The 16688-nt window shown below is 68.1% G+C and carries 13 protein-coding genes and 1 pseudogene; 3 read left to right on the top strand and 11 right to left on the bottom strand.

What is annotated here, in order from left to right; all coding sequences use genetic code 11:
- Position 1: 1 nt before the first annotated feature.
- Positions 2 to 1582: an AAA family ATPase gene (locus tag AB4Y98_RS01775; RefSeq protein ID WP_312109781.1), complete on the bottom strand. Its 1581-nt coding sequence runs from the start codon at positions 1580 to 1582 to the stop codon at positions 2 to 4.
- Positions 1583 to 1699: 117 nt separating this feature from the next.
- On the opposite strand from AB4Y98_RS01775, the gene AB4Y98_RS01770 reads away from it, so the two are divergent.
- Positions 1700 to 2812, top strand: a complete 1113-nt coding sequence (locus AB4Y98_RS01770; protein WP_442243632.1) for a DNA glycosylase AlkZ-like family protein — start codon at positions 1700 to 1702, stop codon at positions 2810 to 2812.
- Positions 2813 to 2971: 159 nt separating this feature from the next.
- A pseudogene (locus tag AB4Y98_RS01765) lies at positions 2972 to 3662 on the top strand (exodeoxyribonuclease III).
- On the opposite strand, the gene AB4Y98_RS01760 reads toward AB4Y98_RS01765, so the two are convergent.
- The 10 genes from AB4Y98_RS01760 to AB4Y98_RS01715 all read right to left on the bottom strand — a co-directional run bounded on the left by AB4Y98_RS01760 (position 3659) and on the right by AB4Y98_RS01715 (position 15730).
- Positions 3659 to 5377 (bottom strand): sensor domain-containing diguanylate cyclase, encoded by a 1719-nt coding sequence (locus AB4Y98_RS01760; protein WP_442243631.1) that lies wholly within the window; start codon positions 5375 to 5377, stop codon positions 3659 to 3661. The pseudogene AB4Y98_RS01765 and the gene AB4Y98_RS01760 sit on opposite strands and share 4 nt — an antisense overlap.
- 70 nt (positions 5378 to 5447) lie before the next feature.
- Positions 5448 to 5642 (bottom strand): hypothetical protein, encoded by a 195-nt coding sequence (locus tag AB4Y98_RS01755; RefSeq protein ID WP_025874451.1) that lies wholly within the window; start codon positions 5640 to 5642, stop codon positions 5448 to 5450.
- Positions 5639 to 6274 (bottom strand): DNA-3-methyladenine glycosylase, encoded by a 636-nt coding sequence (locus AB4Y98_RS01750; RefSeq protein WP_442243630.1) that lies wholly within the window; start codon positions 6272 to 6274, stop codon positions 5639 to 5641. Before AB4Y98_RS01750 ends, AB4Y98_RS01755 begins: the two co-directional genes overlap by 4 nt.
- 70 nt (positions 6275 to 6344) lie before the next feature.
- Positions 6345 to 7295 carry a cation diffusion facilitator family transporter gene (locus tag AB4Y98_RS01745; RefSeq protein ID WP_442243629.1) on the bottom strand — a complete coding sequence of 317 codons (951 nt, stop codon included), beginning with the start codon at positions 7293 to 7295 and terminating at the stop codon, positions 6345 to 6347.
- A gap of 117 nt (positions 7296 to 7412) precedes the next feature.
- Positions 7413 to 8009, bottom strand: a complete 597-nt coding sequence (locus AB4Y98_RS01740) for a nucleotidyltransferase family protein (protein ID WP_442243628.1) — start codon at positions 8007 to 8009, stop codon at positions 7413 to 7415.
- On the bottom strand, positions 8006 to 8998 hold the full coding sequence (locus AB4Y98_RS01735) for an XdhC family protein (protein ID WP_442243627.1): 993 nt from the start codon (positions 8996 to 8998) through the stop codon (positions 8006 to 8008). Before AB4Y98_RS01735 ends, AB4Y98_RS01740 begins: the two co-directional genes overlap by 4 nt.
- The gene (gene paoC / locus AB4Y98_RS01730) at positions 8995 to 11196 is read right to left on the bottom strand and encodes an aldehyde oxidoreductase molybdenum-binding subunit PaoC (protein ID WP_442243626.1); all 2202 of its coding nucleotides are present in this window, start codon (positions 11194 to 11196) and stop codon (positions 8995 to 8997) included. Before paoC ends, AB4Y98_RS01735 begins: the two co-directional genes overlap by 4 nt.
- Complete coding sequence (locus tag AB4Y98_RS01725) at positions 11193 to 12149, bottom strand: FAD binding domain-containing protein (RefSeq protein ID WP_223482540.1); 957 nt, start codon at positions 12147 to 12149, stop codon at positions 11193 to 11195. Before AB4Y98_RS01725 ends, paoC begins: the two co-directional genes overlap by 4 nt.
- The gene (paoA, locus tag AB4Y98_RS01720; protein WP_032974655.1) at positions 12146 to 12790 is read right to left on the bottom strand and encodes an aldehyde dehydrogenase iron-sulfur subunit PaoA; all 645 of its coding nucleotides are present in this window, start codon (positions 12788 to 12790) and stop codon (positions 12146 to 12148) included. Before paoA ends, AB4Y98_RS01725 begins: the two co-directional genes overlap by 4 nt.
- 144 nt (positions 12791 to 12934) lie before the next feature.
- Entirely contained in the window at positions 12935 to 15730 is a 2796-nt protein-coding gene (locus AB4Y98_RS01715) for a PAS domain-containing protein (protein ID WP_442243625.1), read from the bottom strand.
- A gap of 158 nt (positions 15731 to 15888) precedes the next feature.
- Between AB4Y98_RS01715 and AB4Y98_RS01710 the strand changes: the two genes are divergently transcribed.
- On the top strand, positions 15889 to 16671 hold the full coding sequence (locus tag AB4Y98_RS01710) for a CHAD domain-containing protein (RefSeq protein WP_248150105.1): 783 nt from the start codon (positions 15889 to 15891) through the stop codon (positions 16669 to 16671).
- The last annotated feature ends 17 nt before the right edge of the window (positions 16672 to 16688 follow it).

Raw genomic sequence — 16688 nt, 5'->3', positions numbered from 1 at the left:
ATCAGCGTGCCCGCAGCCAATGCAGGTAGTTGGTGTAGCGCTGGTGCAGGTACTTCAGCTTCAGCAGGTCGTCGTACAGATGGCCGTACAGCTTGCGTCCCTTCACCCGTTCCTCCACCAGACGCTCGATGCGGGTCAGGCGCTTGCGCGTTTCCGTCTCGGTCATCCCATCCAGGCCCCGCTGGAACTGTGCCGACAGCTCGCCCACCGGATCGTCGCGATCCAGATCCAGCCGGTCATATTCGGCATTGGAGGCATCGAGCAGCCAGCGCAGCCAGCTGAGCCGATCGCTGCGATAGGGCGCATTCTCCGGCAGGGCGAAGAAGGGAGCATCAAGGTCCGGTTGCAGCTTGTCGTTCAGCACGAAGGGCAGTACCTGGCGCACATCCTCCAGGGCAACGGCAGGGCTGCCGCGGAAGTACGCCATGGCCTTGGCGAACATCAGCAGGGTCATCAGGTTGCGCACCGACAGGCCGTTGCGGGTCTGGCAACCCAGGTCCTTCATGCGATCGCGGCCGCTGTCGGCGGCCGTTGCCTGCGCCCATTCGGTGCCGGCCAGGCGCACGGTGTCCTTGGTCAGGTACTCGAACTGGGCGCCAGCGGTTTCCATCAGCTCGAACTGGCTGCTGAAGAATTCGATGCGGCGGCGCACGTCCTGCGGTACCTCGACCGCGCGGATCTCCTGCAGCAGCTGGTCGCCCTCGGCCTCGCTGAAGATGATGTCACGCGGCACGACTTCTTCCGGGCGGATGTCCTGCTCGATGCGCAGCAGCATCTCTTCCAGGAACCGCGGGTTGAATGCCAGTGCCTGCACCACCACGTCGATGCGATCGCGCAGGGCTTCGATCACCTGATACGTGCCGCCGCCGCGATCATCATTGGCGGTCAGGTACCACGCCGATTCCGGGCATTCGTAGACGTGGTTGAGGATCTCGGCGTAGTTGTCGCCCATCACCGTCAGCAGGGCGCTCTGGGTGCGGGTGGGAATGCGGTTGTATTCGTCGATGATCTTCACCCGCATGCCCAACCACGACCGCCAGGCAATGCGGATGTCCGCCATGTCCTGCGCGGCCACCAGGTCGGCGGGCAGGGGGTTGCCGAGCAGATCGGCGATGGTCATCTGCGGGTGCCCGTGCTGCATCGCCCGGCGCACCTCGCGGACCGGATAGCCGGCCAGGACGCCCATCAGGATCGCGCTGGCGGTCTTGCCGCGCCCTGGCCCACCCACGAACAGGCACTTGCGGCGGGTGGCGAAGGTCAGCAGCGGCAGCAGCACGTAACTGGAATAGCTCTGCGCCGATGGCAGGGTCAGCGGCCGCCGTGTGTCACCCACCGCGAACGAGGCGGAGGGGCCTTCGTGGTACTCGATGTCGTAGTGCGGGCTGATGATCGCGTTGTTGACGATCCAGAAGTAGGCCTGGCGCAGTTTCTCGTCCAGCCGCAGCGGCGCGGCGGCTGCATCGTCCTGCAGGCGCACCGGCCCTTCGTACAGTTCGGCCACATCGAATGTGCGCGGTGCAGTGTCGGTGCGCGGGTTGGTCGGCGCCTGCGACAGGCGCTGGAACAGGTTGAACGGTGGCACGCGATTCCCTTGGCTGTGGCCTGCTGGGGAGATTGTAAGCGGCGCGCCAGCGGATCCGGTGCGCCTTGCGCGGATGACGTCCTGCAGCGGGGCGGCCGGCAGTCCTACAATCGGCCCATGCCGACCTCGCCGACCCTCGATGATCTGCGCCGCTACGCCGTAGCCCGCACGCTGTTCACGCCTACCACGTTGCTGACAGCGATCCGTCGGCTGGGCTTCGTGCAGGCCGACCCCATCCGTGCGCCCGCACGCGCCCAGGACCTGACCCTGCGGCACCGGGTGAAGGGCTACCGGGCCGGGGACCTGGAGCGCCGCTACAGCCGACTGCCGATCGAGGAAGACTTCCTGGTCAACTACGGCTTCCTGCCGCGTGAACACCTGTCCCTGATGCATCCCCGGGTGTCCCGCAGGCCATGGGACGCGAGCACGCGGCGCAAGGCAGCCGACGTGCTGGCGTTCGTGCAGGAGCGGGGGGCGGTGCATCCGCGCGAAGTCGACCAGGCGTTCGCGCATGGCCGGGTGACCAACTACTGGGGCGGCACCAGCAACGCCAGCACCCACCTGCTGGACGGCATGCACTATCGCGGCATGCTGCGCATCCATCGTCGTGACAGCGGTACCCGCATCTATGCCGTTGCGGCACATGCACCGGCGGATGGCGGCAAGGCTGCACGCCTGCAGCGCGCCACGGCACTGATCGATCTGGTGGTGCGCAAGTATGCGCCGCTGCCTTCGGCGAGCCTCACCTATCTGGCGCGGCTTCTGGGCTATGGCGCACCGCATCTGGCGGAGGAGATCCAGCAGGCACTGCGGTTGGCGCGCGAGCAGCTGGCGGGCTGCAGCATCGATGGAGCCACCTGGTACTGGCCGGCCGACGAGAACCCCCGTTCGCGGCGCTACCAGGCCGATGAACAGGTGCGGCTGCTCGCGCCGTTCGATCCGGTGGCCTGGGATCGGCGACGGTTCGAACTGCTCTGGGGCTGGGTGTACCGGTTCGAGGCCTACACCCCGGCGGCCAAGCGTCGCTTCGGCTACTACGCGCTGCCGCTGTTGTGGCGCGACCAGGTGATCGGCTGGGCCAATGTCGCGGCGAAGGATGGACAGCTGCAGCCCAGCTTCGGTTATGTCGATGGCAGCGCACCAGGGGACGTGGCATTCAGCAATGCGCTGGAGGACGAGCTGGACCGGATGGCGAACTTCCTGCCAGGGACGGGCCCGGCAACGCCGTGAACCTGCGTGTGGCGTCCTCCACGCTGCCTGCATGCCGCCTCGCCAATACTGCAGGCCCGCCGCCCGGGTACTTCCGCAATGGCTCGCCGCAAGACACTGCGCATTGCCACGTTCAACGTCAACGGCATCGGCACGCGCTTGCCGCATCTGCTGTCCTGGTTGCAGCGTGAAGCGCCCGACGTGGTGGCACTGCAGGAGCTGAAGGCGGTCGATGCCGCCTTTCCGGTCGACGCGCTGGAGCGGGCAGGGTATGGCGCGCTGGAACGGGGTGGCGATACTGGCCCGCGATGCCATGCCGATCGAAAGCCGGCGTCGCCTGCCCGGCGAACCGGCCGATACGCAGAGCCGGTACCTGGAAGCTGCCGTGCATGGCGTTGTGGTTGCGGCGCTGTACCTGCCCAACGGCAATCCCCAGCCGGGGCCGAAGTTCGACTACAAGCTGCGATGGATGCAGCGGCTGATCCGCCATGCGCGCACCCTGGTCGATCTTCCGCACCCGGCACTGCTGCTGGGGGATTTCAATGTCATTCCAGACGACGAGGATGTGTACGACCCGGCCTCGTGGCGGCGCGATGCGCTCATGCAGCCGGAGGTCCGCGATGCCTTCCAGCGGCTGCTGGCGCAGGGGTGGACCGACGCCCTGCGCACGGTGCATGGCGACCAGCGCATCTACACCTTCTGGGACTATTTCCGCCAGCACGCCGAACGCGATCGCGGCCTGCGCATCGATCATCTTCTGCTGAACCCGGTACTGGCCAAAGGGCTTGAGGATGCGGGTGTCGATCGTTGGGTGCGGCTGCAGGAGAAGGCCAGCGATCATGCGCCTACGTGGGTCACCGTTACCCGCTAGTCGGCACTCCCCTGCGGACGCATCTCGCGACGTACCCTGGCCCGCGTGCGATACAGCCGGCTGTCGGCCTTGTGGATGGTGTCGGCCACGGGTTCGCCGGGGACGTTGACGGCGGCGCCCATCGAGAACGCGGTGGAAGCACGCGCGGCGTTGCCCGCATACCAGGCTTCCAGCGCAGCCAGCCGCCCGGCCGCCGGTTCGATCAGCGCCACAAGGAACTCGTCGCCGCCCAACCGCACTGCCGCCTCATTGGCCTGCAGCGGCGCGCGCAGGAAGTCGGCGAACTCGACCAGCACCGTGTCGCCACGACGGTGCCCCAGGGTGTCGTTGACCTGTTTGAAGTGATCCAGGTCGAACACCAGGCAGGCCCACGACCGTGAGGCGACGTCGTCGAGCCGATGCAGGTACCGGCGGTTGTGGCACTGGGTCAGCGGATCCTTCAGCGACAGTTCGCGCAAGCGCTCTTCCTGCAGGCGCAGCGCGGTCACGTCCTGGGCGTGGCCGAGCACGAACGGGGGATGGGTCTCGGTGTCCAGTACGTTGTTGTAGGCCCAGTAGCGGCGGGTGCCATCGGCGGCGAGCAGTTCGATCACGCCTGCGTCGGTATGGTTGGCTTCGATGCGCCGCAGGTAGGCCTTGAAGGCCTCGCGCTTTTCCGGCGGCATCAGGTCGCACAGGCTGCGGCCAACCATCTCGCTTTCCGGGTAGCCCAGCGACTGCACGGCTGCCGGATTCACCGATGTCACGGTGCCGTCCAGCATGTGCGTGCAGATCAGGCCCAGGCTGTAGTGGAAGAGACGGCGATAACGCACTTCGCTGGCTTCCAGCGCGTCCACCACCGCGCGTTCTTCGGTGATGTCCTGGATGGCACCGACCAGCCGTGGCAGGCCCTCCACCTGTTGGCGGGTGCCCACCACGCGGGTCCAGATGCTGCGGCCATCGGCGGTTGTCATCGGCAGCTGCACTTCCCAGGGCGTGCCCTGTTCGGTGCAGCGCTGCACCGCCGCCTGGATGATGCTGCGGCTGTCCGAACGATAGAACGACAAGGCCGATTCGAATGTCGGCTGGTAGCTGGAACGCACGCCGTGGATCTGCTTGGTCTCGCGCGTCCAGCGCACTTCGCGGGTGGCCAGATCCAGCTCCCAGCCGCCGACCTTGGCGGCGGTGTTGGTACGCTCCAGGAAGTCCTCGCTGCGCTTGAGATCGCGATGCAGCGCCTGTGCCTGGTCGATCTGCCGCAACAGCGCACTGCGCTGCTCCAGCACCTGGGTCGTGACCCGGCCAAGATGGACCATCAGCTCACGCTGCGACGGCGACAGCACGCCAGGCAGGGTGTCGAGCAGGCACAGCGTGCCGATGCGCGCGCCATGGGCAGTGGCCAGAGGGATGCCGGCATAGTGGCGCACCCTGGGCCCGGCGGTGACCAGCGGGTTGTGGGCGAAGCGCGGATCCTGCCGCGCATCCGGAATCTCCAGCAGCGCGTCCTGTTCGATGGCGTAGGTACAGAACGAGATGGAGCGCGGCGTTTCGCTGACATCGCCCAGGCCGATGCTGGATTTGAACCATTGCCGTTGCTCGGCGACGATGGAGACCAGGCCGATGGGCATGCCGGTGGCGGCGCGCGCGGCGGCGACGATGGCATCGAACACCGGCTCGGGCGGCGTATCGAGCACGCCCAGCCGTTCGATTTCGCGAAGTCGGGTGGCCTCATCCATGGCTGTCCACGCTAGTACCCGGTCTGTTAGCGCCCTGCGTACGGCAGTGATGTCGTCGTGATGCGCCTGCTCATGGTTGTTGCAGGGACGCCTGCAGGGCGCTGGCCAACGCGGCGTCACCGGAGACGAGGTCTTCCCAGCGCAGTTCCAGGCCTTTCCGCCGCCCCTTCTCGACCAGCTTCAGTCCGCTCGGGTCCAGGGTCAGCGTATAGGCCTGGCCGGCGATGGTCAGTTCACGGCGCAACGGTTTGTCGAGAGGTGTCATCGGGGGCTCCTTCGCGTTGAGGCGGGGGCAGGGCGCACTGAAACGTGACGATGATCGCGAACATGCCAGCGCCAAGGAAAATCCACTGCCCGGGTGATGCCGATGCGTGGGCCTACCACCGGATCGTCGGGGGGCCGCGTGCCGTCATCCACGAGGGTGACGCCGTGGCTGGCGGTGACCAGATCGGCGCCGTCAAAGCGCCGGTCCAGGCCGAACGCCTGCGACAGTTTGCCGGGGCCGCTGGCGAGGTCGTGATCGTGGCGGGCAGCTGGCCGCAGCGGGTACATCCGTTCCTGTCCGGCAACCGGCTCTGCCGCGCGCAGCAGTACCGCAACACCCTCGCCGACCTCGCCGCAGACCACATTGCTGCCCCAGTGCATGCCGTAGGTGAAATACACATACAGGTGCCCGGCCTCGCCAAACATGCTGGCGTTGCGTGCGGTCCTGCCGCGATACGAATGCGCAGCGGGATCTTCACTGCCGGCGTAGGCTTCGACTTCGACGATACGCGCTGCACGGCCGTCGCTGCGTACCAGCAGCTTGTTGAGCAGGTCCGGTGCAACCACCGTCGACGGCCGCCGGTAGAAGGTGCGGGGTATCGGTATCCAGGTATCCGGCAGCCAATCCATCATGTCGCGGCAGTGCTCGCTTCCCAAGCCTGCGTCAGTGTGGCGTGGAGCGGGTGAAGCCGCCGCCATCGATTCACTCCGGGTCAGCCAGCGCCGCGCGCCGCCTGGCGAAGACTTCCGGCGCCTGCGGTTTCACGAACAGCGCCACCAGTTCCGGGAACTCCTGCTTCACCGCACCCTCGATGCGGGTGATGCAGGCTTCGATCTGCGGGGTGGTGCGGTCGTCCTCGAATTCGGCGCTGAGCATCGCCACCACCTGGTCCGGGCCCATCTGCATGGTGGTCACGCCGTTGGCACGGCGCAGGTCCGGATCGGTCACGGCCACCGCCATGATGCGTTGGGCAACGGCCGGGTGCGCAGGCTCGCCCACCAGCAGGCCCTTGGTTTCCCGCGCCAGCAGGAACGCGGTCAGCGCCAGCACGCCGGCAATGCACAACGAGGCGACCCCATCCAGTACCGGCATCTCCAGCAGCTGCGCGGCCAGCAGCCCGACGAGGGCAAAGCCGAGGCCGAGCAGGGCGGCACTGTCCTCCAGCAACACGGTGAAGGTGGAGGGGTCCTTGCTGCGGCGGAACGCCTCGAAATAGCCCAGCGTGCCCTTGCTGCGCCGGAACTCGCGCAGTGCAACCCACCAGGAGGCGCCTTCGAACAGGATGGAGATACCCAGCACGCTGTAGCTGATGGCGTGATTGGTGGCCGGTTCCGGCCGGCGGATGTGCTGGATGCCCTCATAGGCCGAGACGCCGGCGCCGGCGGCAAAGACCAGCAGGGCGACGATGAAGCTCCAGAAGTACAGCTCGCGGCCGTAGCCGAAAGGGTGCAGGGTGTCGGGGGCCTTCTCGGCACGGCGCAGACCGTACAGCAGCAACACTTCGTTGAGGGTATCGACCAGCGAGTGCACGCCCTCGCTGAGCATGGCCGAGCTGCCGGACAGGCCGGCGGCGATGAACTTGGCAATGGCGATGGCGAGGTTGCCTGCCAGTGCAGCGTAGATGACGAGGCGGGAGCCGGTGGGTGCGGCCATGTGCGGGAGGGCTGGCTGGTGGCGGGCGCTCCATCCTGCGTGGCGGAGCGTCCGCGCAGCGTGTATGCCAGGCTGCCGTGCGGCGCGGTCAGGCAAGGTCAGCTGCCGCGGCAGCATTCATGCAGACGCAGGATCAAGCCAGCCGAGCTCGCGCGCGCGGCGCAGGTCCTCGGGCGTATCGATATCGCATTCCAGCCCGGCGCCGGAGCACCGCGCAATCCCTTTTGTCTGCCGCAGCCGTTGGCCAAATCCCCCGCCTGCCGCTTCCAGTCCTGTTCCGGCAAACCAGGTCCCCGGCACCACCGCCGGCACGCCGATGGTGTCGCACAGTACCGTGGCGGCGCAGCCGGACGGTGCAGCGGCTGCTGCACCCAGCAGCGCGCGCAGGTGGTCCACGCGCAGCATCGGTTGATCGCAGATCATCACCAGCACCCTGGCGGCGCTGTACACGTGCGTAGCGGCCAGCGACAGGCTGCCGCCGACGCCAAGTCCAGGGTTGGGATTTCGAAGCCACTGTGCCGGCAGGCCGTGGAGTTCTTCTTCGAAGCGTGGGTGCTGGGGCAGTACCACGACCAGCGTGTCCGGCGATGTTTCCACTGCCAGCCGCACGCTGCGTCGCAACAGCGTCTCTCCGCCCGCGCGCAGCAGCTGCTTGGGCTGCCCCAGGCGCTGGCTGCACCCGGCTGCGAGTACCACTACTGCATGTCCGGTCATGGCGCGGCCAGGGGCGTTCCGTGCCGCCATGCCTGCAGCTGCGCGGCGATGCTCAAGGCGATCGCTTCGGGACCACGTCCGCCCAGTGGCAAGCCGATCGGCGAGCGCAGGCGCGGTTCCAGGGCAAGGCGCGTGTGGGTATCCAGCACGCTGAAAAGATCGTCCTTGCGACGGCGTGGCCCCAACAGGCCGATGAAAGGTACGCGCGAGCCTGCGAGCCGCTGGAGCGCGTCTCGGTCGAGCTCGAAATTGTGATGCATCACGAGTGCGGCATCGGCCACGTCGGCGGCAGCGGAAGAAGAATGCGAGCCATCGGCAAGGGACAGGTGCTCGCGCCAGCGGGGCCGCGGTTCTTCAACATGCGCGCACCAGCCCAGATGGTCCAGCAGGGGTAGCAGAAGCGCGGCCTCCGGGCCTGCTCCGTGCACGTGCACGACAGGCGACCGGTGCCACTGCAGCCGCCAGCGGTGGTTGCCGTCCAGCGGCTGCGGGGCGGCAGGGGGCACCGTGCGGGTGAAGGTGAAGCCGGCGCAGCGGGCGTCTAGCCGTCCATCAGCCTGCAGTGCCAGGTGCAGCGTGTGCGGCCCTTGCAGCCAGGTATCGAGAAGCTGTTCGATGCCGCCGAGCTGCGGCAACGGAAGCAGTGCCAGCCACTGGCGACCCCGGCATCCGGTGGCATTGCCGGAGAACAGCGCAGCGTCGTCGCGGTTGTCGATCTCCATCCATACGATGCGCCCGGCATCCACCGCGTTGGCGGCCTGTCGCGCCAGCTCCGGTTCCAGGCAGCCGCCACTCAGCCAGCCAACCTGTCGACCCGGTTCGAACAGCGCGCAGGTGCCCGCGCGGCTGTAGCTGGACCCTTCCGTCTGCAGCACCACTGCCAACGCAGCCGCGCGGCCGGTACGCGCCGCGTCGGCGGCGGCCTGCAGCACCGGGCGCGGGTTGCCGCCGTCCAGATCCAACGGGGCAGGGTGCAGCGCACTGGTCATGCGATGTCCGGCAGGCCGGCGAGCAGCTTGTCCAGGGTCAGCGGATAGTCGCGCACGCGGATTCCGGTCGCGTTGTACACCGCGTTGGCCACTGCCGCGCTTACGCCGCACAGGCCCAGCTCGCCAACGCCCTTGGCCTTCATCGGCGACGACACCGCATCGCTTTCATCGAGGAACACCACCTCCTGGTGCGGCACGTCGGCATGTACGGGTACTTCGTAGCCGGCCAGGTCGTGATTGACGAAGAACCCCAGCCGCCGATCCACCACCAGTTCCTCCGACAGCGCTGCGCCGATGCCCATTGTCATCGCGCCGATCACCTGGCTGCGCGCGGTCTTCGGGTTGAGGATGCGGCCGGCTGCGCACACGGCCAGCATGCGGCGGATCCGGCTTTCGCCCGAGGCCACATCCACGCCCACCTCGACGAAATGCGCGGCGAAGGTCGACTGCTGGTACTTCTCCTGCAGCGTGTCGAACTCGATGCTGTCTTCGGCCACCAGCTCGCCGGCCTGAGCGGCATCGGCAAGGGCGCGGCTGCGGCCCCCTGCGGTCACCTTGCCGGCTTCGAACTGCGCTGCCGCCGGGTCCATTCCCAGCGCCTGCGCGACCTTCGTACGCAGTGCCATGCATGCGGCGTAGACGCCTGCGGTGGAGCTGTTGGCGCCCCACTGGCCACCGGACCCGGCAGCCACGGGATAACGGGAATCGCCCAGCTTGACCGTGACCTGCTGCAACGGAACGCCGAGCATTTCCGCGGCCGTCTGGCCGATGATGGTGTAGCTGCCGGTGCCGATGTCGGTCATGTCGGTTTCCACGGTGACCTGGCCATCAGCGGCCAGGCGCACGCGTGCGCCGGATTTCATCACCAGGTTGTTGCGGAAGCCTGCTGCCACGCCCATGCCGACCAGCCAGCGTCCATCGCGCACGGCGCCCGGGGTGGCGCTGCGCCGCTGCCAGCCGAATCGTTCGGCGCCCGTGCGCAGGCACTGCACCAGCTGCCGCTGTGAAAAGGGGCGCTCGGGATTGGACGGGTCGACCTGGGTGTCGTTGCGGATACGGAATTCGATCGGATCCAGGCCGAGTTTGATGGCCATTTCGTCCATGGCGATTTCCAGCGCCATCAGTCCCGGCGTTTCGCCCGGCGCGCGCATGGCATTGCCTTCGGGCAGGTCGAGGGTGGCCAGGCGCAATGCGGCCAAGCGGTTGGGCCCCGCATACAGCAAGCGGGTCTGCTGGACCGCTTCCTCCGGCGAGCCGCCTGGCAGGTTGCCCGACCATGATTCGTGGCCGATGGCGGTCAGGCTTCCTTCCGGCGTTGCGCCCAGCCGGATGCGCTGCAGCGTGGCCGGGCGGTGCGTGGTGTTGTTGGCGATCAGCGGCCGCTGCAGGGCCACTTTCACCGGCCGCTTGGCAGCGCGTGCGGCGAGCGCGGCCAGCAGCGCATCGGAGCGCAGGAACAGCTTTCCGCCAAAGCCGCCGCCGATGTAGGGCGACACCAGCCGCACCTTGTCCTTGGCGATGCCCAGGGTGCGGGCCAGATCGGTGCGGCCCCAGTCGATCATCTGGTTGGAGGTCCACACCGTCAGCTGGTCGCCTTCCCAGGCAGCCATCGTGGCGTGCGGCTCCATCATTGCGTGCGACTGGTCCGGGGTGTGGTAGGTCGCGTCGAGCGTAACCGCCGCCTGGCTGAAGGCCTTCTCGAAATCGCCGACGCGCGCATCGGGCTCCGGTGTCTGCAGGGAAGCGCCTGCCTGCTTGGCGTCCGCCAGATCGAAGTGGCCACGCTGCGGGGCATAGCGGATGCGGATCTGTCCGGCCGCAGCGCGGGCCTGTTCGAACGTTTCGGCCACCACCACCGCCAGTGCCTGGTGATAGTGGTGCACCTTCGGACCACCCAGCAGCGGCGCGGCGTTGCGCTTGACCGGATGCAGCGGCCCGGCGGTGTCGGCGGTGACGATGGCCAGAACGCCGGGCGAGCGCCGCGCCGCCTCCAGCTCCATGCGGGTCACGGAGCCGGTGGCAATCCCCGCGCCGACCACCACACCATAGGCGGGGGCGGACGGGGTGGCGTCATGCCATTCGTGTGCGTAGGTGGCCTTGCCGGTGACCTTCAACGGGCCGTCGATGCGATCGTGCGGCTTGCCGATGACGGTCTGCGCATCGATCGGATTGCGACCTGCAGGGGTGTCGAATTTCATGCCTCGGCCCTCACGTCCTGCAGGATGGAAGCCAATGTGCGTTCGGCCAGCGCCAGTTTGAAGGCGTTCTGTGCGGTGGGCGCAGCACCCTGCAGCAGCACCGACATCACGGCGGCGGCGCCCTGCGGCAGGGCCGCATCGGCCGCAGCGCTGTGCCACGGCTTGTGCGCGACACCGCCAAGGGCGATCCGGCCGCTGCCATCGGGCCGCAGGATCGCCGCCACCGACACCAGGGCGAACGCATACGATGCGCGGTCGCGCACCTTGCGGTACACGTGCACGCCACCCGGGGGCGGCGGCAGGACTACGGCGGCGATCAGCTCGCCCTTGTCCAGCACGGTGTCGATATGCGGCGTACGGCCAGGAGCGCGATACAGGGCGTCCAGCGCGATGTTCCGGCGCGATCCGTCGGCGCGGACGGTCTCCACCGATGCATCCAGCGCCATCATCGCCACCGCCATGTCGCTGGGGTGGGTGGCGATGCAGTGCTCGCTGGCGCCGATCACGGCCAATTGCCGGCTGAAACCTTCGCGCGCGCCGCAGCCACTGCCGGGCAGCCGCTTGTTGCAGGGCTGTGCGGTGTCGTAGAAATAGGGGCAGCGTGTGCGTTGCAGCAGGTTGCCGGCGGTGGTGGCCTTGTTGCGCAGTTGACCCGATGCGCCGGACACCAGTGCGCGGGTCAGCACCGCATAGTCGCGCCGGATGCGCCGGTCGGCCGCCAGATCGGTATTGCGTACCAGCGCGCCGACGCGCAGGCCTCCCTGGCTGGTGGGCTCGATGGTGTCCAGGTCCAGCCCGTTGACGTCGATCAGGTGGGCGGGCGTCTCGATCTCCAGTTTCATCAGGTCCAGCAGGTTGGTGCCGCCGGCAATGAACCGAGCGCCCTGGGTACGCGCCGCTGCCGCTGCCGCCTCGGCGGGAGACCGGGCGCGCTCGTAGCTGAAAGCTCTCATGCGCTGGCCTCCCCGACGTCCTGGATGGCCTCGATGATGTTGGAATAGGCGCCGCACCGGCAGATGTTGCCGCTCATGCGCTCGCGCAGTTCTTCGGCGGTGAAGGCGCTGGGCGCGTCCAACGCGGCGCTGACGTGGCTCGGTATGCCGGCCTTGATTTCCTGCAGCACGGCGACGGCCGAGCAGATCTGCCCCGGGGTGCAGTAGCCGCACTGGAAACCGTCATGCTTGACGAAGGCCGCCTGCATCGCGTGCAGCCGGTCTGGCGTGCCGAGGCCTTCGATGGTGGTGATCTTCGCGCCCTGGTGCATCACCGCCAGCGTCAGGCAGGCATTGATGCGCCGGCCGTCCACCAGCACCGTGCAGGCACCGCACTGGCCGTGGTCGCAGCCCTTCTTGCTGCCGGTCAGGTGCAGGTGCTCACGCAGGGCGTCGAGCAGGGTGACGCGGGTGTCCAGCCGCAGCGATCGCGCTGTTCCGTTCACCTCGAAGTCCACCTGCATCAGTTCCGGTGCCCGTGCACCTGTCCGGTCCGGCTCCGCCGCAGCGACCACGGCAGGCAGGGCCATGGTGGTGGCCGATCCCGCGCTCAACTTCAGCAGTTCCCGGCGCGAAAGGGGAAGGTGTGACGGTGGGCTCATCGTGGCTCCTCGCTGGCTGCGGCAGGCTGGCTGGCGGATTCAATGCCGGGACAGCATGGCCGTGCCGCGGTAGGCATGCGGTGAAGCATGACCCGGTCGCGCATTCATCCGCTGCCGGCTGCGGCGCAACCTGCGTGGCGGCCTTCAGCCATCGCCGGCCAGCGCGATCCTTACCCGCGAGGCCAGTTCGCCGATGGTGAACGGTTTGCCGATCAAGTGAACCTGCGCATCCAGCACGTTGTTGTCGACCAGCGCGTTGCGGCTGTTGCCGGTGGCGAACAGCACCTTCAGCTGCGGATGGCGCGCGCGTGCCTGCTCGGCCAGCTGCCGTCCATTGACCTCGGGCATCACCACGTCGGTAAACAACAGCGCGACCTCTGGATGGGCCTGCAGCAGCGCCAAGGCGCTGGCGGCGCCATCTGCGGCCAGTACCCGATAGCCGAGTTCAGTGAGGGCATCGACCGAGAACGCGCGGACGGCCGCATCATCGTCCACGACGAGAATGTGCTCGCGCCCACCGTGCAGGGTCGGCGCATCGTCGTCCGATGCGGCAGCGGGCATGTCGACGTCGGCCAGCAGCCGCGGCAGGTAGACCTGTACCCGCGTCCCTTTGCCGGGCGCGGAATCGAGTTTCACATGCCCGGCCGATTGCTGGACGAAGCCATACACCTGCGACAGCCCGAGCCCGGTGCCCTGGCCGACCTGCTTGGTGGTGAAGAACGGATCGAACGCGCGCGCCATCACCTCCGGCGTCATCCCGTTGCCGTCGTCGGTCACCGCGATCACAACGTAGTCGCCTGCAGGCACGCCCGCATGCGCCGATGCGGTGTCGAGGTCGACGCGCTGGTTGCGGGTCTCGATCTTCAATCGGCCGCCGGAGGGCATCGCATCGCGCGCGTTGACCGCCAGGTTCAGGACCACGTTCTCCAGCTGGTTGGCGTCGGCATGGGTCCACCACAGGCCCGCGCCGAGTGCGGTTTCAAGGATGATGCTGCTGCCAAGGGAATGCACCAGCAGGTCGGTCATGCCGGCCACCAGGCGGTTGGCATCCATCGCCACCGGCTGCAGCGGTTGCTGGCGCGAGAACGCAAGCAGGCGCTGGGTCAGCTGGGCGGCGCGCTGCGCGCCATCAAGTGCCATTTCAATGTACCGGCTGGCGCGCGCGTCGCTGTCGCCGAGGCGCAGCGCCAGCAGGTCGAGCGGCCCGATCACCGTCGCCAGCATGTTGTTGAAGTCATGGGCGATACCACCGGTCAGCTGGCCGACCGCCTCCATCTTGCGGCTCTGCCGAAGCGCCTCTTCCACCCGCAGGCGCTCGGCGACTTCGGCCCGCACACGTGCCTCCAGCTGCCCGTTCAGCTCCTGCAGGCGCGCATCGGCGGCCTTCCGCGCGGTGATGTCGATGGCCACGCCCAGCACGCGCACGCACCTGCCGAACTCGAAGATGCCGCGGCCCTTGGCGGCGACCCAGCGGACGATGCCATCCTCCTTGCCGACGGTACGGTATTCCACGTCATAGGTCTTGCGTTGCTCGGGATCGCAGGCGGCGGCGAACGCGGCCAGGGTTGCCGCGCGGTCGTCCGGGTGCAGTCCGGCACGGAAGTCGTCCATGGTCACCGGCGCACCGGCGGAGATGCCGAACATGGCCTTGGTGCGCGCCGGCCAGATCAGCACGTCCTGCACCATGTCCACGTCCCAGAACCCTTGCTCGCCTGCTTCGGTGGCCAGCCGCAGGCGCTCTTCGCTGTCGGCCAGCGCCGCTTCGGCGGCCTTCCGACCGGAGAGATCCAGCATGGCCCCGATCATCCGCAGCGGGGTGCCATCGGCGTCGCGCAGGACCGTTCCGCGATCCAGCACCGACGCATAACTGCCATCCGCGCGCTGGAAACGGTACTCGTCCGTCCAGCCGCTGCCGTTCCCGTCTATCACGGCGTGGATGCCGTGATCGATGCGCGCGCGGTCATCGGGGTGGATGTGCTGCAGCCACCATTGCGCGGTCGTGTTCTTCTCCGTGTGGCCGAACAGGCTGGCCAGCGCTTCGTTCCAGATCACCTGGCCATCGGCGATGCGCCAATCCCAGATGGCATCGTTGGTGGCCTGTGCGGCCAGCCGGTAGCGTTCTTCGATATCACGACGCTCGGCTTCGGCGGCCTTGCGGTCGGTGATGTCCAGCGACGTACCGACCAGGCCGATCACGGCGCCATCGGCGTCGCGCAGCGGCGATTTGGTCGACAGCCACCAGGCCCGGCGACCATCGGGGAAGCTCACTTCCTCCTCCAGCTGCTCACTGTTGCCGCTGGACATGATGCGCTCGTCGGTCGCCATCACCGACGCCGCCTGCGCGGGGTCGCCCAACAGCTCGGCATCGGTGCGCCCGATATATTCCCCCGGCGGCAGGCCGATCAGCTCGGTGGTGCCATGGTTGCCGATCAGCAGCCGGCCTTGCCGGTCCTTGGCATACATCACGCCCGGTGCCGCCTCCACGAACGAGCGCAGCAGCGCCTGCGCCTGGTCGCGCTCGGCCTCGACGCGCAGGCGCTCATCGATGTCGATCAGCACGCCCGGGAAACCCAGCGCGCGGCCCTGGGTATCCAGATCGACCCTGCCGATGCTTTCCAGCCAGTGGTAGCTGCCATCGGTGGCGCGCGCGCGGTACTGGTGGGCAAAGCGCCCGCCCGTCTGCACGGTCTGCTCAATCGCCGCCGACAGCGCGGGCAGGTCCTCGGGATGCACGGCGCCCAGTACGTCCTGCAGGTGCAGTTTCCGCTGCGCCATTGCCGGGTCCAGGCCGAAGGCGCGGGCCAGGGCTTCATCGACCGTGAGCTGGTCGCCCTGGACGTCCCAGAACCAGGTGCCGACGATGGCCCCGGCGGCCAGTGCCATGTTGACGCTGTCGGTGGCCCGGCTGTCGCGGGTGGCAAATGAGGGCAGGGACGTCACGTTGATCTCGAGCGGGAGGAGGGGTGCTGCGCCAGCGTGGCGGGATCAGCACGGGCGAAGGGGCGCAAGTCTAGGCAGCGCCGCGTCACGGCTGCGTGGTGCCGGTGCCCGACGGGGAGCAGGCTACACTGCGGCTCCCATCCCGGCAGGGAACATCGATGTCCGCAGCAGAAGCCGGCGAGGCCTTTCGCCAGAGAGCGCTGCATGAGTGTGCCGCGATCGCTGCGGCGTTGTCGTCGGCATCCGACCCGCACCCGGCCATCCATTCCGCGCGCAAGGCCATCCGCCGATTGCGGTCCCTGTTGGCGCTGCTGGAGCACGCAGCGCTGGACGTCGAGGCTGCCGACCTGGGATTGAAGCGCCTGGGTGATGGCCTGTCCCGCCTCCGTGATGCGCATGTGGTGGTCGAGGTCGCCCGGCAACTGCAGGAGCGGGTTGCCGATCCGCGATGGAACGGCGTCATCCGGATGCTGGTCCTGCGTCGTGAGGGGCTGCTGCAGGCGACCCTGCAGCGTGACCCGGGGTTTGCACGCCGCCTGCGTGTCCTGGCAGCGGTGCAGCAGCAGTTGGCGGTCCAACCCTGGCATCAGCTGCGGCGTGGCCCGCTGCGCCAGAATCTTGAGCGTAGCTGGCGCCGCGTGGACAAGGCTGCCGCACGGGCGAAACGCGACGGCGGTGCCGCGGCGGTCCACCGCTGGCGCCGACGCGTGCGCAGGCTGCGCATGCAACTGGATATCGCCTGCGACCTGCAGCTGCACGTGCCGCACAGCAGGCCGCTGCACGCCTCGGGGCATCGTTACAAGGCGCTGCATCGGCTCAGCGACGAGCTTGGCCGGCAGCAGGACCTGCGGCTGCTGCGCAACCTGGTGCGGGCGATGCCTGCCAGTGACGGCAAGCGCTCAGTGATGCAGCAGATCAACGGAGAGGTGGCGCCGGACTGAATCGAGGGGCGTCGGGA

Source organism: Stenotrophomonas sp. 2YAF26 (assembly GCF_052114625.1).
Lineage (GTDB): Bacteria > Pseudomonadota > Gammaproteobacteria > Xanthomonadales > Xanthomonadaceae > Stenotrophomonas > Stenotrophomonas indicatrix.
Note: the sequence above shows the minus strand (reverse complement) of the source record. Positions and strands in the feature narration are given on the sequence as shown.

Bases quoted from the DNA above. Each gene is read 5' to 3' on its own strand.
- AB4Y98_RS01770 (WP_442243632.1), top strand. From the start codon at position 1,700: ATGCCGACCTCGCCGACCCTCGATGATCTGCGCCGCTACGCCGTAGCC.
- AB4Y98_RS01760 (WP_442243631.1), bottom strand. From the start codon at position 5,377: ATGGATGAGGCCACCCGACTTCGCGAAATCGAACGGCTGGGCGTGCTC.
- AB4Y98_RS01755 (WP_025874451.1), bottom strand. From the start codon at position 5,642: ATGACACCTCTCGACAAACCGTTGCGCCGTGAACTGACCATCGCCGGC.
- AB4Y98_RS01750 (WP_442243630.1), bottom strand. From the start codon at position 6,274: ATGATGGATTGGCTGCCGGATACCTGGATACCGATACCCCGCACCTTC.
- AB4Y98_RS01745 (WP_442243629.1), bottom strand. From the start codon at position 7,295: ATGGCCGCACCCACCGGCTCCCGCCTCGTCATCTACGCTGCACTGGCA.
- AB4Y98_RS01740 (WP_442243628.1), bottom strand. From the start codon at position 8,009: ATGACCGGACATGCAGTAGTGGTACTCGCAGCCGGGTGCAGCCAGCGC.
- AB4Y98_RS01735 (WP_442243627.1), bottom strand. From the start codon at position 8,998: ATGACCAGTGCGCTGCACCCTGCCCCGTTGGATCTGGACGGCGGCAAC.
- paoC (WP_442243626.1), bottom strand. From the start codon at position 11,196: ATGAAATTCGACACCCCTGCAGGTCGCAATCCGATCGATGCGCAGACC.
- AB4Y98_RS01725 (WP_223482540.1), bottom strand. From the start codon at position 12,149: ATGAGAGCTTTCAGCTACGAGCGCGCCCGGTCTCCCGCCGAGGCGGCA.
- paoA (WP_032974655.1), bottom strand. From the start codon at position 12,790: ATGAGCCCACCGTCACACCTTCCCCTTTCGCGCCGGGAACTGCTGAAG.
- AB4Y98_RS01710 (WP_248150105.1), top strand. From the start codon at position 15,889: ATGTCCGCAGCAGAAGCCGGCGAGGCCTTTCGCCAGAGAGCGCTGCAT.